The organism is Paenibacillus liaoningensis, from assembly GCF_059609455.1.
Map to the genome: position 1 here is coordinate 41,368 of NZ_JCAALU010000022.1, position 23,570 is coordinate 64,937.

17 protein-coding genes are annotated in these 23,570 nt (G+C 50.6%); 2 read left to right on the forward strand and 15 right to left on the reverse strand.

The features are described 5' to 3' along the window. Window positions 1–105 precede the first annotated feature (105 nt). The 15 genes from AC6B99_RS28535 to AC6B99_RS28605 form a co-directional block, all read right to left on the reverse strand. Window positions 106–1,086: a cell wall hydrolase gene (locus AC6B99_RS28535; RefSeq protein WP_056040959.1), complete on the reverse strand. Its 981-nt coding sequence runs from the start codon at window positions 1,084–1,086 to the stop codon at window positions 106–108. Between the two features lie 194 nt (window positions 1,087–1,280). After that, window positions 1,281–4,634, reverse strand: a complete 3,354-nt coding sequence (locus tag AC6B99_RS28540; protein ID WP_496664805.1) for an ATP-binding protein — start codon at window positions 4,632–4,634, stop codon at window positions 1,281–1,283. Between the two features lie 131 nt (window positions 4,635–4,765). Then, window positions 4,766–5,758 (reverse strand): ABC transporter substrate-binding protein, encoded by a 993-nt coding sequence (locus AC6B99_RS28545; protein WP_056040955.1) that lies wholly within the window; start codon window positions 5,756–5,758, stop codon window positions 4,766–4,768. Continuing rightward, window positions 5,755–5,979, reverse strand: a complete 225-nt coding sequence (locus AC6B99_RS28550) for a hypothetical protein (RefSeq protein ID WP_056040954.1) — start codon at window positions 5,977–5,979, stop codon at window positions 5,755–5,757. The genes AC6B99_RS28545 and AC6B99_RS28550 overlap by 4 nt, the downstream gene beginning before the upstream one ends. A gap of 50 nt (window positions 5,980–6,029) precedes the next feature. Beyond that, a complete protein-coding gene (locus tag AC6B99_RS28555) occupies window positions 6,030–6,761 on the reverse strand; it encodes an SDR family oxidoreductase (protein ID WP_496664806.1) in 732 nt (243 codons plus the stop codon). A 29-nt stretch (window positions 6,762–6,790) separates the two neighbouring features. Further along, window positions 6,791–7,534, reverse strand: a complete 744-nt coding sequence (locus AC6B99_RS28560; RefSeq protein ID WP_496664807.1) for an SDR family oxidoreductase — start codon at window positions 7,532–7,534, stop codon at window positions 6,791–6,793. Further along, a complete protein-coding gene (locus tag AC6B99_RS28565) occupies window positions 7,531–7,836 on the reverse strand; it encodes a phosphopantetheine-binding protein (protein ID WP_056040947.1) in 306 nt (101 codons plus the stop codon). Before AC6B99_RS28565 ends, AC6B99_RS28560 begins: the two co-directional genes overlap by 4 nt. 66 nt (window positions 7,837–7,902) lie before the next feature. Next, entirely contained in the window at window positions 7,903–10,338 is a 2,436-nt protein-coding gene (locus AC6B99_RS28570; protein WP_496664808.1) for a beta-ketoacyl synthase N-terminal-like domain-containing protein, read from the reverse strand. Between the two features lie 18 nt (window positions 10,339–10,356). Then, a complete protein-coding gene (locus AC6B99_RS28575) occupies window positions 10,357–11,247 on the reverse strand; it encodes a GNAT family N-acetyltransferase (protein ID WP_496664809.1) in 891 nt (296 codons plus the stop codon). Further along, entirely contained in the window at window positions 11,219–12,502 is a 1,284-nt protein-coding gene (locus AC6B99_RS28580; protein WP_496664810.1) for a dicarboxylate/amino acid:cation symporter, read from the reverse strand. The genes AC6B99_RS28575 and AC6B99_RS28580 overlap by 29 nt, the downstream gene beginning before the upstream one ends. A gap of 177 nt (window positions 12,503–12,679) precedes the next feature. After that, entirely contained in the window at window positions 12,680–13,063 is a 384-nt protein-coding gene (locus AC6B99_RS28585) for a hypothetical protein (protein WP_056040939.1), read from the reverse strand. A gap of 102 nt (window positions 13,064–13,165) precedes the next feature. Continuing rightward, window positions 13,166–16,084, reverse strand: coding sequence for an NHLP bacteriocin export ABC transporter permease/ATPase subunit (locus AC6B99_RS28590; protein ID WP_496664811.1), 2,919 nt, complete (start codon window positions 16,082–16,084; stop codon window positions 13,166–13,168). 26 nt (window positions 16,085–16,110) lie between these two features. Then, a complete protein-coding gene (locus AC6B99_RS28595; protein WP_494879647.1) occupies window positions 16,111–18,267 on the reverse strand; it encodes an NHLP family bacteriocin export ABC transporter peptidase/permease/ATPase subunit in 2,157 nt (718 codons plus the stop codon). A 196-nt stretch (window positions 18,268–18,463) separates the two neighbouring features. Next, window positions 18,464–19,423 carry an NHLP bacteriocin system secretion protein gene (locus tag AC6B99_RS28600; protein ID WP_494879649.1) on the reverse strand — a complete coding sequence of 320 codons (960 nt, stop codon included), beginning with the start codon at window positions 19,421–19,423 and terminating at the stop codon, window positions 18,464–18,466. A 34-nt stretch (window positions 19,424–19,457) separates the two neighbouring features. After that, window positions 19,458–20,648, reverse strand: coding sequence for an ABC transporter substrate-binding protein (locus AC6B99_RS28605; protein ID WP_056040933.1), 1,191 nt, complete (start codon window positions 20,646–20,648; stop codon window positions 19,458–19,460). A 282-nt stretch (window positions 20,649–20,930) separates the two neighbouring features. On the opposite strand from AC6B99_RS28605, the gene AC6B99_RS28610 reads away from it, so the two are divergent. Beyond that, complete coding sequence (locus AC6B99_RS28610; RefSeq protein WP_494863443.1) at window positions 20,931–21,650, forward strand: response regulator; 720 nt, start codon at window positions 20,931–20,933, stop codon at window positions 21,648–21,650. A 154-nt stretch (window positions 21,651–21,804) separates the two neighbouring features. Then, entirely contained in the window at window positions 21,805–23,565 is a 1,761-nt protein-coding gene (locus tag AC6B99_RS28615) for a glycosyltransferase (RefSeq protein ID WP_496664812.1), read from the forward strand. Window positions 23,566–23,570: the final 5 nt, after the last annotated feature.

Sequence of the window (23,570 nt, forward strand, 5' to 3'; positions counted from 1 at the left end):
CGAGAAATATAGAGAAAGGATGGAAACATCATATCCTTTCCTATATTTCAAAAAAGTCCGTTACGGCTCACTACGCCATAACGGACTTCTCTATATGTGTCGTTCCTATTTTGCGAAGCTATGATTGCCGATCGTCGTAATGACTTCTAGGCTATCCCAGAACGCGCCTTGGGATATATTAGGGTTAAAGAAGTAGATGGCGTTTTGCACATTGTTTTTGCCGTTGAGCGCTTCCTTAGCTGCGCGCAGGGAGCCTTCATTGGGCTTGCTTTTATCAAGGAGGCCATTGTGGGCTGGCGGGAACTGTCTGCCGGAATAAATCACTTCACGAATCGTATTCGGAAAACGGGAGTCCTTCACTCTGTTCAAAATAACATTCGCCAAGGCAAGCTGCCCTTGATACGACTCATAGCCTGATTCAACCATTGTGATCTTGGCAAGCAGCGTCAAATCTGCTTCTGTGAACGGGTCAGCTGCGTGATCGAAAATCGAAGGAATGACCACCTTCAGCTTCGTACCTGCTTTAAGCTTGGTCTTGCTATCCAGTCCGTTGCGCTTAAGCAGCTCCGACTTGCTGCTGCTCGTTTCCTTGCTGATCTCGTCTATTCCGTATTTGTCTGTTACTACTGCTGGCTTCACAGTAGCAAGCTCAATATCGCCTGACTGTGCATTCACTTGCAAATCGGCATGCAGCATTTCGGCTAATTGGCGCAGGGACGCATACAGTCTACCTTCCTTGAAAACGGGAGCCGCATCCATCACATAGCGCTCATCATTGAAATAGACAACGGGCACTTCGTTTCCGAGTACGATTTTATCATTCAATGCCGTATGTATCGTTACTTCCTCATTGTCACTATCCCAGCTCGACTTGGCACTGAACAATTCAGCGATGCGGGCCACAGGCACATACAATCTTCCATCCAGAATAAACGTAGAATCATTCAGCACTACTTGCTTGCCGTCGAGTTTAATCTTCGCGTCATCCGCGGCCGAAGCGCTTGCCAAGGGCCCGATGCATAGCAGAAGCATTCCCAAAACCATAGCGAATATTAGCCGTTTAACCGGCCTGCTTTCTTTAATCATACGTACCTCCCAGAATATTGTGGTCGTATTTCATTTGAAGAGATGACAGCAAACCGTCGCAGCTCCTCAGTTAAAACACGGCCCTAGCTGGAGCAATCTCCCAGCATTCTTTCTCTGGGCAAAATTATACCACAGCTAATTAGGGCTGTAGGATTAACATTTTCACAGAAATAATAAAAAGCTTGTTCCACCCGCTATTCAAAAACGTACAGCGGAAGCGTGAAATAGAAGGTGCTTCCTACTCCCAACGTGCTCTCCACATGAATTTCTCCCTCATGATAGTGGACGATTTCTTTGGCAATCGCAAGGCCAATTCCGCTCCCCTGAACCGCCTGCCGATCATGCTTTTCCCGAAAGAAGCGGTCAAATACAAACGGCAGCGACTCCTTCTGCATGCCTGCCCCATTATCCTGAACACGTATGGTGAGCTGGCCGGCGGAATCGTCATTGCCTGCCCATTCTTCGATCGCACAATGTATGCGAATTTGCCCTTCCGCCCCCGTGTGCTGAATTGCATTAAACACAAGGTTGGTCAGCACCTGCGTAATTCGGTCCATATCCACAACTACATGGTATTCAGCCAATTTAGCCGAATCGAATGCCAGCTGAAAATCATATTGCAGCCCGGCGCGCACGACATCGAGCATGAATTTATCCTCGATTTTCGCCACCAGCTCCTGCAGCGTCATCATGAGAAAGATCATTTCGGATTTGCCTGATTCCAGCCGCGACAGCTCGAATAAATCATGAATTAAACGGTTTAGACCGAGCGCTTTGACCAAAACCATCTGTAAATATCTTTTTTTATCCGCTTCCTGCTCCACCAGTCCAGATACGATCGCCTCCACATAGCCTTGAATCGCCGTCATCGGCGTACGAAGCTCATGGGAAATATCGCTGAGCAGCCGCCTGCGTGACAGCTCCAGCCGGCTTAAATCTTTGTTTTTGCGCTCCAATTCCACCGTTCGCTCATGAATGCGATGCTCCAGATTCGTGTTCAGCTCGGAAAGCTGCTCGTTTAGCTCTGCAAGCTGCTGCGCATTGAGGCTCACTTCCTGAACGGACCTTTTTAACAGCAGCAGCGTACGAACGCGGCTTACGAGCTCATTGCGCCCAATCGGCTTCGAAATATAATCATTTGCTCCGGCGCTGAAGCAGGCCTTAATCGTATGATCCCTGCTGCTTGCTGTCATAATTAATATAGGCAGCTCAATTAAATTGTACTTTTCTCTAATCAGACCGCACAGCTCATAACCGGACATGCCAACCATCATTAAATCGGCAATAACCAAATCCACCTCATGCAGCTCATCCATGCGAGCCAGCACCTCAGCGCCGCTAGTGGCGGTCTCGAATACGCATGGCAGCGGTGCCAGCTGTTGAATGACCACTTGCAAATTCACTGGTTCATCATCCACAATAAGCACGCGATAAGGACGCTGTACAGACAGCTCTGCATCGCTCCTATCCCCTGCTGGAGCGTATAGGGATGCTGCCATCGATTCAGCAGCTTGCTGCTTCTTATCAGCCATGAGCGCCTGCCTGCCCGTCTCCTTCTGCGTCATCAACGCTCCAGCCGAACGATTTACCGGCTGATGAAAAATCGTGAAGCTGAATAGAGAGCCCTGCCCCACCTTCGACCATACTGTAATTTCCCCGCCATGCAGTTCGACAAGCTGCTTCGTAATTTTAAGTCCAAGACCTGCTCCCGTATCATCAATGGATTCAAGCTTCTCAAACGGATTGAAAATGATTTCAAACTTGTCTTCTGCTATGCCGATGCCGGTATCCTCGACGTGAATTTCCACATAGTCGCGGTAATGCTGTGCGCTTATCGTTACATATCCCGATGGCGTATACTTGATCGCATTGCCTATTAAATTAAACAAAATTTGCTGCATCCGGTTTTCATCGGCATAAATAGGCGGAAAATCCGTGCCAATTTGATTAAGGAGCACTAGATCTCTGCCCGTCACCAGCGGCTTGACGACGGTCAGCACAACCTGCGCCAGCTGATGCAAATCGATTTTTGCAATATGAAGGCGCATATCATTATTTTTTAATAGAGCGTAATCCAAAATATCATTAATCAAATAGGACATGCGCTGCCCGCTCGATACAATCATATTCAAATGCACACGCTGGCTGTCCTCCATCCGATCATGCATGCTGTAAAGCAGCGACTGCGCCAGCCCAATAATGCCGTTAAGCGGTGTACGAAGCTCATGAGAGGTGTTGGCCAAAAACTCATCCTTTACCTTATCCAGATCTAGCAAGCGGGCAGATAAGCGCTCATTCGTTTTAATGGCATTGGAAAATTTGATCGACACAATAATGGATAAGCAAATAATTAAAAACAGCAGCCCATATGGAAAATAGATGCCCGTTCTAATCGTGTCATTGCTCATCAAAATATCGTTGACGACCGTAATAAAAAAGACGACGGTGCCCGTCAGCATCAAATTTGCGCCTGACAGCCTGCCAATGGCAGCCTTAAATACATACTGAATGAGCACAAAACCAATCCCAATCGCATAAACCTGCATGACAACGGCCAGCTTCGTAAATATTTGAACCGGCGTCACCACAATAAACAAGGTGAGCAGCATGCCTGGAATCCACAGTATATTGCGCATTCGTTTTGTCATTTGGCGTGGAAAGCTGTAATAGAAAAACAGCACAAACAGCGGGGCGCTCCCGAGAAAGCCTAAATATTCGATTTTCACTAAAACATTATCGTTTAAGCTTTGAAATAAGACGGATAACGTGTATTGGGATTGGGAGCTATTTTTCATAGCCAGCAAAATGCAAATGAGGCCAAAAAACAAAGATTCCCAATTTTTACGCAAGAGGATAAACAAAACGATGTGGTAGAGCCCCATAATGAGCATGCAGCCTATTAACATGCTTTCGAACACAAGCTTCTTTTTCATATACGAATGGAGGCTGTCGTATTCTCCCAAAGTTAAAGAAGCAAACAGGCCTGCTTTGCGCTGCGTGTAGTTGGACACTTGAATGACAATGTCTGCCTGCGTCTGTCCTACCTCCAACCGAAGTACTGACGGCATCATATACGGTGTCGCCTCTGCCTCGCTTCGACCAACAACTCCGCTTTCAGAAACGAGCCTCCCATTGATCCACATGCGGTGGGCGGAGGTTATCCCTTTAGCAACCAGGCCCAGCTCGGTGTCCGTCTTCGGCAATTGTACGACAAGATGATAGGTGGCATAGCCCTTGCTTGTGTGCTTTTGTCCGTCAACTTCATGCTTGCTCCATGAGCTGGGCACTTTTATGTAGCCAGCCTCGCCGGCGTTCCCCGCTGTAAAATCATCAGGCTCCAACAGCTGATTCCAGTAAAATTCCCACTCGCCGTCGAGCGAGCTGCCATTACCCGCAATCTGATCCTGTGCTGTAATCGACAGCTTCCCCCTGCTCGCTTCTGGTTTATCCTTATCCAAAGCAGAATTAAAAGTCATCAGTATGATGAATATAAATGCAGCCAGCGCTATCGGAACGAAAAAATAGAGGAAAGGCACACGTTTCTTCATGGAAGCTTCACCGCTGATTACCCCTTTTTATTACAAAATAAGATGGCCGAAGCAGTAACACTCGCCTCTGCATCATACCATATCCTTTTTTTAAAATATAAGAATCTATAAGTTTCATACTTGTAATGGGCTTATATCTCAAAGTTTTCAAGCCGTTTTTGAATTTCCTTCTGCTCCATATGGAGATAGGTGTTAATCCACTGTTGGAGATGATAACGCTGCGGATCGACGGCAATGGCAATATCATCATCGTGATCATCCAATTGCACGAATTGCAGCTGGAGCGAATACGAAGGGTATTTTTTCAAATAACGGGAAATTTCAAAGGCATCATAAACGGCTGCTAGCACATCCCCTTGCCTTACGCCATCAAACAGCTCGGCCGAATTCGGATAGCTCGCCTGGCTTTGATTTGGAAAAAGCTCCTGGGCAAAGCCCGCATAAGAGGTGCCTCCGACAATGCCCACCTGCTCCCCGCGGCCTTGGATGAGGGCAAGCGGATCAGCAGCATCGCCTTTTTCAGTAATTGCGGCAAGCTGCATACGGTTAATCAACAGCGCTTGTTTCAAATTCAAATAGGCATCGGAAAATAATACCCGCTTCGCCCGCTCCAAGGTAATGCTCAGCTTGGAAACGCCGATATCCGCCTCCCCTTGGGATACTTGATTAATAACTTCATTGAATGAATCAGCTGTTCGTATAAATGCTGCTTGTACGCCAAGCTTAAGAGCGATGTCGTTTGCAAGCTCAACATCGCTTCCGCGGAGCACTCCCTGATCATCTACATAAAAAAACGGATAGCGGTCCTCCTGATAGAGGGCTACCCTCAGCTTGCCTCTGCTCAAAATGTCCCGGATGTCCTCCGGGTAAGTCTTTAATTGCTCCTCTGTGTAAACCGGAAGCTCCACTTTACTTCCAGCATTCTCCCCCACCTCCGCTTTAGCAGCCGGAACGGCAGAACTTGCGGGAGATGGGCTGAAGGCGGCTGGATTTGCTGCATGAGCTTGTTTTTCTGATTCCAATTGATAGGCCTGCTGTGACGTGCTTGCACATGATGCTGTAATAAAGCCTATTGCCAACACCAAAAACAAGCAGAAGGCCAAGCGATCGTATTTGCCGATCATTGCTGGCCATCCTCCCCTCCATGCGAAACTTGAGTTTTGCGAAAGCATACTGCGCATACGGTCATGTCATACACAGCGATACGAACATGGCAAAGCTTGCAGCGTGGAATCGAGACGGTCGCCAAGCCTCCAACTACCTCTTCCAGCTCCTCCTCCAACAGCTCATCAGCCTGCCCATTTTCCTTTTTCTGATCGTTCTCGGCCTGCTGCTGATCCCCCATATGCCCCGCCTCTTTCAAAGGTTACCTTAAGCCGCGTCCTCATATCCTTGCTAGAGAACAGACTGAATACCGTAACCCCATGTCGTATTTTGACCGCTCATGCCATGACCGTAATCAAGAAGCAGGCCGAGCCCGTGGGCGAGCTCTTCCAATTCCGGCACTGGCGGTTTTAATGCATAAATATCAAACGGCTTGCGATTACTTCGACCAGCGGCCGCTTGCTTCTCCCTGCGAAAATACCCAAATGTCAGTGCATTTACACTGACGCGGAACGGCGACAGCTCCTTGGCGAAGCTTTTAACAAAAGCGAGCGCTCCCTGATTATATACCGGGGATGTAGGAAAGCCGTCGTAATGCAGCGAATCTGCCAGCATCGGCACGATAATCTGCCCCCGCTGCTTGCGGGCCATCACGCTCCCCGCCGCCCGGCTGTACAAAAACAGCTCGCTCAGAAGGCTGTAGCTCTTCAAGGCGAACTCGGCGGGATCATGCTGCAGCACCTCCAGCTCGTCGACCCAATCATGGCCATGAATATACAGGTCAAGCCCTTGCATCTGCTCGGCTATGCCCGCAATAGCCGACTCGACTGCTTTCATTTGGACGTCCGGCGCAACAATCGTCTGACATTGTTCCTGCAACGGAGGCGGCAGCTCTGCCTTAAACTGCTCCGCCTGCTCAGGCGTCTGGAAGCTCGCCGCAACCCGGATGCCCCGCTGCAGCAAATATAGCGCTATCGCTGTGCCCAAAGCACTTTCGGCATGATGCAAAAATGCGGTTTTCATCCTCATTCCCCCTTCTATCCCAATCCAGCTTAACGCAAAAACCCGCCATCTATTTTCAATGTTTGACCTGCATGATAGCTTGCTAGAGGTCCCGCCAAATACATAACCGCTTCGGCTACCTCCTCAGTTGAGCCAAGCCTCCCGGCTGCCGTATGCTTTAAAAAATCAGCCATTTTCTCCGCTGGCACTCCTTGGGCCATTTCGGTCTCAATCATGCCTGGCGCAATAGCGCTAACTTGAATGTTTCGCGAGGCGTAAAGCCGGGCATACAGCTTCGTTAAGCCCATAATCGCGCCTTTGGATGCCGCATAATTCGTCTGGGCTTCGCGTCCGTAAATGCCGCTGACGGACACCATATTAATAATGGCGCCCTTCCCAAGGCGCAGCATATAGCTGACCGCCTCCTGCGAGCAGCAGCAGGTGCCGATAAAATTCGTATCCAGCACCTCATTCCACTGCTGCTCTTCCATAAATAGCGCCATTTGATCATTCGTCCGTCCTGCATTGTTGACCAGCACATCCAGACGGCCATACGTCTCGAATACGTCCTTCATTACATTTGCTACAAAATGATGATCGCTGACAGAGCCTTTGTACAAACTAATCCGTCCGCCAGCTTCCTCAGCCTCGCCCCGCAGCTGCTCCGCCGCTTCATCATCCCGCACATAAATGCCGGCAACGACAGCTCCTTCTGCAAGGAATCGCAGGGCGATGGCCCGGCCAATGCCGCGTGTTACGCCAGTAATCAAAATGACGTGATCACGAAAGATCATGGCCCTTCGGTCCCCTTCTGCTGGCTGGCCATAATCAGCTCGGCTATGGACTGGACATTTTTCAAATGAATTTTTAATTCATCAGCTGGAATTTGCTCCACCATTACCCCGTACAATTCTTCCATGCCTACCATTACCTCGAACGCTTCTACCGAATCCAGGCCCAGCCCATCGCCGAATAAAATCAAATCGTCCGTAATTTCCTCCGCTGTAATATCCTCAAGCTTAAGCCTGTCAATTAACAGCTGTTGCTTAATCGTCTGTTTAATCGTTTCCATGTCTAAAATTTGCTCTACGCTCATACGTATGCGCCTCCTTGGTATTAAGCTTTTTGTATCGTGAAAATAACTCCCTCGTGCAAGCGCCCATCAATCGTTCCATGCACTTACAACTGCCGCGCAGTAGCTGCCGTTGACCGTCGAGCTTATCGCTAACACATGCTGTAGCTGATCCGTTTGCCGCGGAATGCCCAGATGGACATAGGCGCCGCTCGCCACTTCACTTGCGGCTTTGCCGCTCACAAGCTCCGCAGCCGCAGCAAGATGCAGCATCGAGCTGTAGGATTCGCCAAAGCCCGCGCTTTCATTGAAGCTGATAATGGGCGGTGTCTGGCCATGGGCGGCCAATGAAGATAGAGCGCGATGCTCGCCTTCTGTTTCATCAGGCCTGCCGACCGTATTCAGCAAAATCAGGCCAAGCTGTGCCATGCCAATTTTCGCTTCATTTAATGCTTCGGTTACCGCTTTGCAAAGCGTCGCTTCCTGCTGGGAAGCATTTGCCACTGCTCCAAAGGCGGTGCCAAAGCCGCTTAATTCCGCATAAATGCCAGTCTGCCTTTGCCTCGCTTGCTCCAGATCACAAAGCACCATACAGACGCTGCCCTCTACCATCCGAAAACGGCTCGCCTGCAAGCCTTTCGCACGGTCAATGTTGCTCGACAGCGCCGAGCGTTCATCTCCCGCTCCAATAAGGCAGGAGGACAACGTACGCTCGCGGATTTTGCCAGCAGCATACAGCGCTGCCGTCAGGCCCTCATTTCCTCCCGTGCTGAATGAGCTGTTGAAGCCCAGCAGCTTCAGCTTCTCCGCCGTCTGCCCGGCAATTGAATTAATGACCGTATGCGGAAAATAAATGCTGCTCGCATATTCCGGCCCTTTCACAAATACCGACTCCAAATATTGCGAAATGCTATCTGTACTGCCCCGGGCTGTGCCAAAAATAAAGCCGAGCTCTTCCTTCTCCGCCTCGGTTATTTGCGCGTCCCCCAGTGCAGCAAGTGCTGCTCCGATCGTATTTTGCGACAGCTGATTCATTCGGCGCTCATATTTGCTTTTGTCATACTCCTTCAGGGAAAAAGAGAATGCGCCGACTGCTTCTGAGGAAGCGTCCTCTGCAAGCCCATTCAGGATGCTGCCCTGATGAATATGGCCGCCGCCAACAGCGCCAAGCCCGGTAATGACAACCCGCCGCTTGGCGAGCTGGGCTATGCTTTCCGTATGCAGTATCGCTGCTTCACTCAAATTATCCGTCCGCAGCACTAATGAAACGTTGTGTCCGCCAAAGGCGGCATTATTGCTGACGATATACTTTGGACGCATCGGGCGCATGCTGTGCTGAATAATATCCGCCTCTTCGCAGCCTTCGCGCGCCGTGTCAAAATGCAGCGTTGCCGGCACATAGCCTTGCTTGATCGCATAAAGCGAAGTGACAAGCTCAAGGGCAGCAGCGGTACCTAGGCTGTGCCCAAAATACGCTTTGCTTGAGCTGACCGGAATGGTCAGCTGCTCGCCAAAGCTGCGTTTCAAACCGCTAATTTCCGCGCGGTCATTCGCCTGCGTTCCGGTGCCATGCGCGTTCACGTATTCAATATCCTGTTTGGCAACCTGCGCAAGGCTCAGGGCCATATCTACCGCCCGCTGCATCCCTGCGCCTTCCGGATGCGGAGCCGTCATATGATGGGCATCATTGCTCAGCCCATAGGCACATAGCTCCGCATAGATGGTCGCTCCGCGCGCAGCAGCGGCATCCATCCGCTCCAGCACGACAAATGCTGCGCCTTCGCCCAGATTAAGGCCAAAGCGGCTGCCAAACGGCGAGGATGGCAGCGGATTAAGCGCCCGGAGTACATTAAATCCGGCATATACACTATGCGACAGCGGATCTGAACCGCCTGCGAGCATGACATCGGCATATCCCCAGCGAATCATATCGCTGGCATAGCCGATTGCATTGCCACTAGCGGCACATGCCGTATTTAACGTCGCCACCGGTCCCTGCACGCCCAGCAGCCGCGCAGTATCATCCCCCTGCTGGTAAAAGGGATAATTAGCTGTATTTTCCTCATCCAGCGCCGACAAATCCCACTGCTTCTCCAGCGATAATATGCCGCCGTTGCACGTTCCAAGCGCCAGCCCAATTCTTGAGGCTGGGATCTGATGCGCAGCAGCAGTTGCAGTTGCAGCGACATCTGCTGAATCAACTGCTGCTGTCTGCACAGCGGAATCTCCTGGTGCTATAGTAAGGCCACTGCTGTGCAGCGCCTGCTTCGCAGCCGCAATGGCATACCGCGCGCACCAGTCCATCGACTGATCCGCCGTATGTGCAAGTGCCGATTCCCGCCACGATTCTTCCAATTGTCCGGCAAGCGAGCTTAACAATGTGTCCGTCTTAAAACGGGTAACTGTCCCAATTCCTGTCTCTGACGCGAGCATTCGCTCAAAGACGGCCTGCGGCTCATTGCCCAGCGCGCACAATACGCCTATACCTGTTACCGCAATACGATGGGTGCGTTCATTGTCCTTCATGTTCATTCCCCCACATCCCTACTTCAATGGCAAATAACTAATCCGCTTTTCGCTCGTCTTCCATGAATAAGGCGCAAGCCATTGCTGCGCAAGCTTCATCATGACAGGGGTCCCTCGGTTCACTGTAAAAATGCCGTAGGGAATGCCCGCTTCCAGTTGAAGGCGGATCGACCTCGCCAGCATATGGAAAGCTAGACCTATCTGCTGATATTCCGGTGAAATGTATACCGCATCGTACAATATCGTCTCTTCGTTCAGCCGGTACGTCATTGACCAGCCCTTCATGCCCTGCTTCGAGCATAACCCAATGCTGTTGCTTGGCTCCAAAGGCGCAAAGGTTTTGAACGGCGACAGGAAATCCGGAAAAACAGCTGCCGCTGCTTCTATCGATTGCTTAAGCTCCTGTTCCTTCTTGTCTGCCCACAGAAACAGCTCCAGGCCGCTTGGCAAAGGCCGTTCCCGAAGCCAGCCTGCGCGTGCGATATCGCTATTAATATGGAAAACAACCGCTTCGCATAATGGCTGTGTCCAGCCTTCTTTTTGCAGCCAAGCTTCTAGCGTCTCCGTAGAGGAGTTTCCGGAATAATAGTAAGCTTCCAGGCTTTCGATCTGCTTCTCGAGGCATGAGCTCCGTACTTCTTCCATGATAGAGGAGGCGATTCCCTTCCTGCGCCAACGTTTGTCAACGAACAGGCATTGCAATATCGCATGCTGCGCCCCTGCTCCTTCCCGCAGCTCCAGCACAGCCAAACCTACCGGAGCATCTGCCACTTCCGCCCCAATGAGCATAAAGCGGCTTCGTCCCTCATCGCTCCTCGTACTCTGCTCCAATTGCAAATAAAGCCACTGAAACATGAGCGGCTTATATTTTAATCTGTCATCAGACGTTAATCTCTTTATCTTGTACATGAGTTTCCTTTCTAGCTGACAGAAGTGAAGCCGTAGCACAATTAATGGATACATTGGCCGCCGTAATAATGGGATCAATAATTGGATTGATTGCCAGCAATAAAATGATCGTCACTTCAGCCGGAAGCTTCAGCATCCCTGCTATAATGGCAATCATGCCAATCGATACGACGCCCGGCGAACCTGCACCTGCTATAGAAGTCAGCACCGCTCCGACCAGCACCAGCATCCACTGCATCATCGTAAAATCGTATTCATACAATTGAGCGGTAAATGCAATGCCCAGCGTATAGACAAGCACCATGCTGTAACGGCACATAATCATGCCAATCGGTACAACCAATTGAATCGCGTGCGGCTGCAGCTGCAGCTCCTTGCTTAAAGCATGCATGCAGGATGGAACGGTAGCAATGCTGTTTCGCGTACCAAATGCTAAAATTAGCGACTCCTTTAAAGCGCTGATGACCACCTTGACCGGCTGGCGCAATTGCAGGGATAATACGGCGACGGAAACGATAATTAAAACGACGCTAACGAGATAAAACATCATAATCAGCTTCAGCATCGCAGGCAAAATGTCCAAGTTCAACGTGGCAAACTGACCAGCCATCATGCAAAACAAAGCAAACGGCAGCGCGTACATCGACCAGGAAATCGCCTTCTGAAAAGCACGGAACAGCACATCCGCCAGCTGCAGCACATCTTCCCCTTGCCTCGTTCGCATCATGCCAACGGCTACGCCGACGATGACGGAGAAAAACAAAATTTGCAGCGTGTTGTTTTCCATCAGTGCTGTAAAAATATTTGACGGGATCATGTCGAGCAAAAACAGCAAAATCCCTTGCGATTTCTCTTCTTCCACTGGGGCTCCATTTGTACTGGAGTCATTAACAATCGCACCCAGCACCTGCTTCGATTGCTCGGGCAAGCCTGCCCCCGGATGTCCGATTTCCCCAAATACCAGCCCGAATACACCGGAAATGATGAGTGCGGCGGCATAAACGAGGCACATGCGTCCAATCGTTTTCATTGCTCCGCTTTTGATGAATAAGCTGCCGATGCTGGAAATAATGGCGGTCATCATAATCGGAATGACACACATTTTCAGGAAGGATAAATAAAGATCGCCGAAATCCGCTACAGAATGAGCGATACTTGGCGCATAGAGGCCAGTAGCTATACCCGACACCATGCACAGCATAATCATCCAGAAAGACTTGATCCATTTGAATGACAAAACAGACACAACCGACACACAAGCACCCTCTTGTTAGGCATTGCGACGAAGCAGCCTCCGCTGGAAACCGCGGGCACTCGCTGGCAAGCAGCTGTCCCTCTCATCGCTTCTCTATAAATTTGGAGTGACATCGTGCCTCAGCGGCGGATATCACTCCAATGCAAGCTCTATTTAAGTATGAAAGGAATAAAGGAATTAAGCATTTCTGATTTGGTCAGCTGTTGCATTACCGATATTTTCGCCAACGCGGATTGCTGTGTTAGCTGCATTTTCGGCAATAGAGCCTACGCCATTAAAGAAATCATTAGCTCCCGATTTGCTGCCGCCAGCAACGGATTCCAGTTCTGTTTCTGTCAGTTCATCAGCCGCGCCGCGTACTTCCGGCAGTACGATTGTCGCGTGGTAGCCAGTTGCATCAACGATGTTGATTTTAAATTCTTGTGGAACCTCATGTCCTGTTGCTGCTTTAATTGCTGCGTAGATGTCGCTTACTGCAAGCGCGCGGAATTCTGCATCCGAATTCGCTTTCGTAATTACTGCATTTACCGTATCCGTAACTTGCTGTTCATTCCAACTCATGATTTAATTCCTCCAATAAATGTAGTTTTGTTTCTTACAGGTATTAGAATAACAGCCCAGCTTCAATCTGCTCTCAACTCTCGTTCAATTTTAGTTCAATTGTTACGCCAATTGGCGGCTGGCAAGCTCCGCGAACAGGCCCTGCTGCTGCAGCAGCTCCTCATAAGTGCCGGATTGAATAATTCGCCCTTTATCAAACACATAAATGTGATCAGCCTGCGTAATCGTGCTCAAACGATGGGCAATGACGATCCTCGTCACCTGCAATTTGGTCAAGCTTTGGCTGACGATGCTTTGCGTCCGGTTGTCCAGCGCACTCGTAGCCTCGTCAAAAAAGAGAATTTTCGGCCGCTTGGCAATCGCTCTCGCAATCATTAGGCGCTGGCGCTGCCCGCCGGAAAGCGTGCCTCCGCCTTCGGATATAACCGTATGCATCGCCATCGGCATGCTGCGGATATCGTCATCAAAGCCCGCCATCTCCGCTGCTTCCCAAGCATCCTGAAGCGTCAAATCGGAGGTGCCAATAATATTGGTGAAAATATCGCCAGACATCAGCTTGCTGTTTTGCAAAACAACGCCAAACTGGCTCCTCAGCAGCCCCACATCAAGCGAGCGCAAATCCTGTCCGTCAAAATAAACCGAGCCGCCCTGCGGCTGCTCAAAACCAAGCAAAAGCCGCATAAGCGTGGACTTGCCGCAGCCGGAAGCACCGACAAAGGCGACATACTGCCCTGCTTTAATGTTCATCGACAGATCATTCAGCACAAGCGGCTGATCCTCAGCATAGCGAAACTGGATATGGCGAATTTCAATCGCCCCGCTCACTTCGCCCGGATCTTCCAGCTGATCATGCATTTCGGGCAGCGTCCTTAAAATCGGCTTCGCCCGCTCATACAGCGGCACGATATGCACGACCGACAGCAGCGCGGAAGCCATCGCCAGCATCGCCATTAGAAAGCTGGAGAAGGCGGAGAAGAAAGCGATAAATTGTCCCGCCGACAGCGCGGAATTGCTGGAAACGACCAAATAAAACAACACCATGGAGGTGACCAAGGGGAAAAAGGATTGAAACACGCTGGAGTAGTTATCCAGCATTCTAACCTTGAAGGACAATTTCTTTTGCTCCGCAAACGCTCTTGCCCATAAGAAGAAAGCGCGGTTTTCCGCCGCCGCCATGCGAAATTTGCTAATGCCGTTCAGCAGCTGGAGCACCGTGCCGGAAATACGTCCTTGAATATCCAGCAGCCTGCGCTGGTAACGAATTTGCAGCAAGCCAATGGTAACCGTAAACGTCATGGAAATGAGCACAAGACCCCCGGCCACTAAAGCAAGACTCGGGCTGTAACGAAACAGCAGCGCATATTGAAAAATAGAAAATACACCCGTCAGCAGCGAGCCCAAAACCGCTCCTGATAAAAGCTGCCTGATCGTATTTATGCTGCTCGCTCTCGATGCCAAATCGCCAGCGGTATAGTTGCGGAAAAAGGATACCGGCAAATTCAGCAGCCGATCCCAAATCGCCGCCTGAATCGAGCTTTCTACCCGTCCCTCCATTCGCATCGAAGCGAGCGACCCCGCCAGCCGGAACAAGGCAATCGACAGGACGGCAGAGACGAGAATCAGCGCCATCTGGACGAGCGGTCCGCGATAAGATTCCGGTATAATCGTATCTACCAATATGCCGGTAGCAACCGGCAGCATAATGCCTAGCAAGCCGGCTAACGCACCCATGAGCAGAACCATAATGAGATCCCGCCGAATCGAATGATGCGTGCCAAACTGCAAAATGTCTTTTATGCCGAGCACACGAGCTGGAAACGTTCGATAAAACATATAAGCAATCGGCTCAAGGCCCGCCGCCATATCGGCATGAACGATGCCTTTTTCGCCGCTAAGCGGATTTTCCCACGTGTAGGAGCCGGCAGAAGCCGGAATCAGGGCAACGGGCTCGCGGGATAGTTCCATGAAAGCGACCAGCGGCCCATTATCCTCCTTCCACCATTCCCCTTTGAGCACGACCTTGCGGGAGCGGACGCCAGAAGCTTCGGCCATTTCCTGAATAGGCGAACGCTGCGACTGCTTCTTAAGCTTTCTGCCTACAGGTTTAATGACGATGCTGGCATATTCGCCGACGACGCGGCAGGCCATAAATAGCGGATCGGTTGAATGGAAAGCAGCTGCTCGCTGATCTTCCGGTCCTGTAACGGCAAGCAAGCGCTTGAGCGCATGATCCATTAGCGAATCGTCATGCTCTGTTCGCCGAAGCAGGCGTTCATGCTCCTGCAGCCGCTCCTTCGTCAACAGCACAGCCAAGCGGCTTGCGATTAATTGATGAAACGCATATAAACCTTGCAGCTGCTGATCATTTTGCAGCCATTCAAGCGTGCTCCGCAATTCGAGCTCCGCAGCCTGCTTCGTTTCCAGCCAGCTGGAGGAGGTCACGGGTATGTAATAGGGCTCCTCCGCTGTAATCGGATGTTCGGATACCCAGTAAACGACGCCGTCACGTATTTTCACCCATACCGTTTGCAGAGACCGCCAGGTTTGATCGGGTGCCAGCTCAAGGTGCTCGCTTTGCTCCAGCAGCTCAAACTCCGGCGGGGCATTCCGCACACTCAGCGCCGCTGACCAGCAGCCTACCCATTGATCAATTAAAGGGGCAAGCTGCCCATCACTCAGCCTGTATTCCGCCCTATGGCTCATGAATATATCCCGGTTCATTTGCGATACCTTCGTGCCCAAGGATGCTGTCAGCAGCAAGCCCGCTTTCTCTACCCCTGCATAATCCTCAAAACCGAATAGGAGAGCCCCTTCCTCCAAACTGAATAAATAGCGCCGCTTGTTTCTCGTCCCGCCATTTTCAAGCTCAAGGGTCACGGCGAAAATATCCACATAACCGGAATCGACGTACCATACATCATTTTGATCGGTTATTAGGATCGGTCTGTTGCCTTCCACCTCATGACAGGCACCGTATTCTTCAAAAAATGAATGCAGGTTGAATTTTATTGCTTCAGCCACTTTTCCATCTCCTTTTCGCACCATGACTATTGATTTTGAATGAGACGGGTATAATAGCCATTTCGTTCCATGAGAGAAGTATGCGTGCCCCGTTCAATAATCTTTCCGCGCTCCAGCACAACGATCTCATCCGCATCCCGGATGGTGCTGAGCCTATGGGCCACCGTAATACAGGTCAAGCCTCTGCGCCTCAGACTATCGTCTACCTTTTTCTCCGTTGCCGGATCCAGCGCGCTTGTCGCCTCATCCAAAATAACAATCGATGGGTTGCCAGCCAGCGCCCGTGCAATTTCCAGACGCTGGCGCTGCCCCCCGCTGAAATTGCCGCCATTTTCCGAAATCATATGCTCATAACCGCCGCTGCGCTCCGCAATATGATCATGGATCACCGCATCCTTTGCAGCCCGAACAACGTCTATCTCCGGTATGGTAGAATCCCAAAAGGTAATATTCTCTTTAATCGTTCCTTCCAGCAGCACAATGTCCTGATCGACAACGGCAAGCGAATTGCCCATCCGATTGCGGGAAATTTCATCGCGTTTTAACCCGTCGAAGCGGATATCACCGTCCCACGGTTCATAAATGCCGGCAATCAGCTTCGCTATCGTCGATTTTCCGCTGCCGGAGCCGCCAACCAATGCGACCTTCATTCCCGGCTGAATCGATAAATTAAACCGGTCAATCAGCGGACCTTCCAGCTTGCTGTAGCCATACGTCAAATTGCTAATTTCAATTTGCCCCGATAGCTTCGCCATATCAGGCGACTCAGAAGCCTGCTCCTGATTTTGCTGCATTTGTCTATCAATCGGATATTGCAGCACATCATCCAGCCGCTTCATGCTTCCTCCCGCTTCTTGAATCGTGCCCGCCAGCGCAACCATTTCGTTGACCGGCTGACTGAAGCTTGCGGCAAGACTTTGGAAGGCGACCAGCGAGCCGATGGTCAGCGCCCCATCCATAACCTGAAAGCCGCCGAGAAACAAAATCGCAATGGCGCTTAGACTCGTCAGCAAAGCAGGAACGGCCATTAGAAACTGATTCGACACCCCGAATTGCTGGGTGGAATTAAGCAGCTTCGCCTGGTAGCCCGACCATTTGACGAAAAAGTCCGCCTCGGAGCTGTTCGATTTCAACGTCTCAATGACTTGAAGTCCATTCATGGATACGCCTTGCATCTTGCCAGCCTCCTGCAGCAGGCGCAAATTTTGATCGTTGCGTTTGCGAGTAATAAACCGCATGAACACAAGGTTAAGCAGGGAAGCCCCGATAGCGATGCCGGTCAACACTATGCTGTATTGCAGCATCAGCAGCAAATAAAATACAATCATGACGCAGTTGAGCGCCGCTACAGCAAGCTGCCCGGAAAGCAGTTGGGCAACGCGGTCGTTAATGGCAACTCTTGCCGCAATATCTCCACTGAACCGCTGGGAGAAAAACTCAATCGGCAGCCGCAGCACATGCCAGAAAAAACGGCTGGATGAGCTTAGAGCAAGCTTCATTTCCAGCCTGAGCAAGTAATAGCGCTGCAGCCACGTCAGAAACGCCCGGAGCAAAGCGGTCAGCCCCATGCCGATAAGCAGCGGGAACAGCCAATTTTTCAAATTGCCCAGCAATACTTGGTCAATAAACACCTTACTGAACACCGGAATAACTAGGCCCGGCAATACGAGAAATAATCCTGCCACTATGGCGAAGATGAGCGCCTTTTCCGACCCTTTGACTCGGCTGGATAGCGAGCTCAGCACACTTGGCGCTTTCCCTTGACGGACATACGTAGGGGATGGCTTAATTGCAATGGCAACGCCGGTAAAGGATTGGTCAAACTCCTCGAATGTGATTTCACGGGGACCCGTGACCGGATCATTCAAAAACACACGATCGTTATGAATGCCCTCCAGTACAAGGAAATGATTGAAATTCCAGTGGATGATCAGCGGCCATTCCATCGTTTTTAGATCTTCCGGATTTTTGCGATACCCTTTCGCTTCCATGCCGTATTGGCGCGCTGCCTTGAGCACATTGCTGGCCTTGCTTCCATCCCGGGAGACACCGCAGGCAATCCGCAGCTCCTCAAGCGGAATGAAGCTCTTGTAATAAGCGAGCACGATAGCAAGTGAAGCCGCTCCGCACTCTACGGCCTCCATTTGCAATACGGTTGGCGTCTTTACTCTTTTTGAGGCCACGAATCCGCTCTCCTCCGTTAGGCGTGGTTAAAAGAGGCTGCGCTGCATGAAAAGATAGGGCCTCCGATCGCCATTAGCCTTGCATTTCTATGAATAAACCCGTGTCCGGGGAAATTCAAGGCTAAAAGCGAACACTTGCGTTTCTCCAGCCCAAACTTTTCATTCCGCTGCGCCTTTTTCACCGCGCCCTTCTTAATTATTTAAAATATGGAATGACGGTCGCAATTGGGCGCTGCGAGCTGACCGTGATAGAACCATCGACCATCATGCCGCTGTTCAGCCGAACGGGCGGACCTTGCTCCGTCGTCCAGTTGTACCCGCTTGCCATCTCGGAATTAGGGGCAAGATTGACGCGAATTTCAAGCGATACGCCCTGCGACGCCATTTGCTGTACAAGCCCTTCATTGCCCAGCGTAGACATCATTCCCTGCACCGTTACTGGAAACTCGGATACCGAGACGACCTGCCCAATCAGTGAGCCAAACTCTTCGCGGTTAATCGAGCCTGGCGAGACGCGCACCTCCATGCCCGGAAGCAGCTGCCGTCCCTGACTGACCGGCACATACAGTACGGCAATTAACTCATCCGTCTGCACGCCATACGTTTCGAGCCTGATAATATCGGAGCCATCCCCAATGTAATTGCCCGTCTTCACCAACACTTCTTTCACTTTGCCAGTATACGGGCTTATCACTCTTGTGCTGTATTCATAGCCAAGCTGTTGCTGCTCCAGCTGCTGCTTCAGGGTTTTAAGCTCCGCTACACGGCCTGCCCTGTCTTCAGCTGCCGCCCCTTCAAGGCTCGCAATGGCAAGCTTAGTCTGCTTAATTTGCTCCAGCAGCTCCGGCTGCTCCATCCGGCCGATGACCTCGCCTTGCTTCACCGTGTCATTTTCGACCACACGAATATCAGACATCGCTCCTGCCGCAGAGGCATGAACCGTTTTCAGTCCGCCTGGGCGAATGAGTACACCCGGCCCATCCGCTTTGACGGTCATTGTGCCGAATATCCCCCAATACAAGGCGGCGACAATGAGCAAGCCTACACCCGTGAGCATAAGCCAGCCGCGAGGCGAGGTTACCCGAACCAAATTGTCGAGCTGCTCCGGGGAAGACAGCCGCTCAAGTGCCACTTTACGAAAAACATGATTATTCATCGCTACCTCCCAAGTGTTGAAGCCTAACGCTGCCTTACAATGGATTCGGAAGGAGCACCTCATCCAGACGATTGAAGGTTCCTGCCTCCAGCTTTTTCATGACGATGCTCATGCCCTGAACGTCGCCCTCTGCATCGAAGGAATGCTGGCCTGTGACCCCTTCCCAGCCCTTCAGCTCGGACAGCGCGGCAGCTAACGCTTTCGGGCTGCGGGAGCCCGCTTTCTCGATGCCGTCAGCAAGCAGCCTCAGCGAATCGTAGGCCTGTGCAGCCCATTTGCCCGGCTCCTTCCCATATTTGTCGATATACTGCTGCCGGAAGCTTTGATTAAGCTCGGAAGGTCCAAGCTCATAATAAACGGAAGCGACAATCGTTCCTTCCACCGCTTCACCCGCTTTGGCAAATTCCGCCGAATCCAGCGCATCGCCGCCAATGACGGGAATATCCATGCCAGCTGCGCGAATGGCTTTTACGAAGGAGATTCCTTCGCTTGCCCTCGCGGCTACCATGATAAGATCGCTATCTAGCGTTTTCCATTTATCGACAATACGCATAATATCAGCCGTATCCTTATAGCCTGATAGACGGTCAACGACGCGAAGCCCAGACTGGGATGCCTGATCTTCGAAAGCATTCGCCAGTCCTCTACCATACTCGTCATCCGTATAATAAATCGCTATATTACGGTGCTTCGTTCCACCAGCGTACATGGCAAGCGCCTGTCCTAGCTGATTATCATTAGGAATATTGCGGAAAATATAAGAGCTGTTCACATCAGTGAGCTTCGGTGATGTCGATGCCGGAGTCAGCAGCACAATGCCCGCATGCGCATAAATGCGTGACGCTGGTACCGTGACGGAAGAACCACGATGACCGATGACCGCACTGACAGCAGGATTATCCGCAAATTGCTGCGCAATCGCCATGCCTTTTGTCGTAGAGGCATCATCATCCATTTCCATCAGCTTGATTTTCTTCCCGCCCAGAATGCCTTCCTGATTGATTTGCTCAAGCGCCAGCTGAAGCCCTTCATGAAATTGATCGTTCTGCTGCTCAAATGGCCATACCGCTCCAATGACCACCTCGTTAGACGAGCCGCTAAGCGCCCGCTCCCGAGCTTGATCCGGTTCGGAGGACGAAGCGCATCCGCTTATCGTCAGCGCGATTCCGAGCAGTGCGATTTTCCATAACAGCCCCTTTCGGCGTGTTCCCCCAATAACATTCACTAGGCTATCTCCCTTCAAAACTAAACCTGACTAAACCTTTATACCTATCAAGTCCTACTGCCCTACATTATAAAATAGCCCAAAATGTTAAACCATCAATTCAAAGTCAAGATAACCTCAATTTCATTTAAAATCTGATTTATCCAATCGACATATTTTTGCGAACATGAGATACTTAAAACAGGATAATTTTGAGACTTTCGGCAGGGTATGCCGCTGCTAGAGAAGAGAAATCTACTCGCTCGCAACCAGCAAGCTATACAAGAGGAGAATGGCTATCTTATGTCTTCAAAGAATACGATTTTGATCGTGGATGACGATCATGAAATTAATGAATTGCTGACCATGTCTCTGAAAAGGGAAGGGTTTCATACGCTCTCTGCCTACAATGGGGTGGATGCCCTTAGAGCCGCGCAGGAGCATGCTCCTGATCTGGTGCTGCTCGATGTGCTGCTGCCAGGCATGGACGGTTTTCAAATTTGCAGCGAAATTCGCAAAACGAGCAATGTGCCGATTTTGTTCGTCAGCTGCAAGGATGAGGATATTGATAAAGTGCTGGGGCTTGGCCTTGGAGGGGATGACTTCATTTCGAAGCCGTTTAGCCCGATTGAGCTAATCGCCAGAGTTAAAGCACATATCCGAAGAAGCAATTTGCTGCATAAGCACGAAGAGGTATCCGATAAAACGTTAAAATTTGATCAATTGCTCATTGATCCTGCCACCCACCTTGTGCTCGTGGACAACAAGCCCGTTTCCCTATCGGCCAAGGAATTCAAGCTGCTGTTCCATCTCGCTAAAAATCCAAATCGGGTATACAAAAACGAACAGCTCTTCTCGCTGCTCTGGGATGATGTTCATATGGGAGATACGCATACCGTCATGGTACATATTTATAATTTGCGAAAAAAACTGGAGAAAAATCCAGCAAAGCCGCATTATATCCGCACCATTCGCGGCGTCGGCTATAAGTTCAACGACAAGCCTGCCGAAGCCAATGAGTAAATGGGATGGCATCGGTTCCATTTTTATTCATCCCGCAGTATAAATTCCCTCTCATTTAATCTAAAAGCCCAATATTATTTCATTGTTGGATATGGTAGAATTCATAACATATAAGTGAAAGAAGCCATTTTCGTCTATTACACAGGGGGCTGCAATGAGCGTTTCCATTATTGTCTTTGCCGAGCGAATGAACAGGCTCCATTTTTGTATCCAAAGCATTCAATTGCATACAGCTTATCCTTATGAGCTGATTGTAATCAATGAGCTGGATGACCCTTCCGGACTTGAGCGATATAAGGGCATGCCGGGATTTCGCTGCTTAACTTGGCCTGACTCACTCAGCGCTGCCGAAGGGTTCCAAATCGGAGCTTCCCTGGCTGAAGGCGAATTATTAGTATTTATGCATGATTATATCGCGGTGACCAGCCAGTGGCTGGCCGATCTTGCTGGGTGTCTGGAAGATAACCGCAGCCTTGCGGTTATTAGTCCTATGATGAATGACATAACCGGGGAGCAGCGGCTGGAATACGATTACTCTGATATCGCCTCGCTTTATACGCTGGCAAAAGGAAGACGTGCGCTTCGTTCACGCGGAATCCGCAAAGTGAACACGCTGGCGGGACCCTTGCTCGTCATACGCAAGAGCGCCTTCATCGAAATGCGCGGTTTTTATTTTCAGCCTGAACAGGGCAGCCTTGCTTTTTCAACTGTTGGCCTAGATGCCATTCCGGCTGGCTACGAGCTGGCTGTCGCCCAAGATTACACGGTCATTAATCTTCTCCCTACTGAACACGACGATCATAAACCACCTCAGACCCACCCTCCAATTCTCAATCGTCCCTTTACCGTAAGCCTATGCATGATTGTAAAAAATGAAGAGCAGACCCTTGCGCGCTGCTTGTCCAGCGTCAATGCTGCCGTCGATGAAATTATTATCGTCGATACAGGCTCAATCGATAAAACCAAAGCCATCGCTAGTGATTTTACCGATAGCATCTATGATTTTGCCTGGGTGAATGATTTTGCCAAGGCGCGTAATTATGCTTTCAGTAAGGCGAAGATGGACTACATTTTTTGGCTGGATGCTGACGATGTGCTGCTGCCTGAGGATACCCAGCTGCTGCTGCAAACCTTGTCCGAGCTGACTTCAGATGTGGATGCCGTGTCCATGCCGTATCATCTTTCGTTTGATGATGACGGCAATGTTTCCAGCAGCTTGCGCCGCAACCGTATCGTGAGAAGAGAACGAGGCTTCCAATGGATTGGACAAGTTCACGAATATTTGGCCGTACATGGAGAAATCCGTAAGTCTGATGCGGCCGTTACCCATCGACGCGAGCATTCCCAGTCCATGCGCAATCTGCTCATTTATGAGGAGCGGGAGCAGAGCGGGGAACGCTTTTCGGCACGCGATCTTTTTTATTATGGAAATGAGCTGAAAGATCACAAGCTGTGGGATCGCGCCATATCCCAGTACAAAAAGATGCTGGACCAAGGAGAAGGCTGGCAGGACGATAACATCGCTGCATGCGGAAACGCTGCGGATGCTTTTCATGCTTTGGGGAAGCTGGGCGAAGCACGAAAAATGGTGCTGCAATCCTTCACCTATGCCTCACCCAGACCGGAAAACTGCTGCCGCCTCGGTTTTTATCATATGGAGGAGGGTGACTATGCCGGGGCTATCTCGTGGTACAAGCAGGCGCTGCACATCCCTTCCTTCCTTCAAACCAATTCGCTTCAGGCACACGGCTGCCGGACTTGGGTGCCTCACTTGCAGCTATGCGTATGCTACGATCGTTTAAATATGCCGGAGCTAGCGCGGATGCATAACGAGGAGGCCGCTGTATTTGTTCCGAATAATGAAAGCGTATTGCGGAACAGGCTCTATTTTGCTGAACACTTAGTTAGTCATTAGCTTCC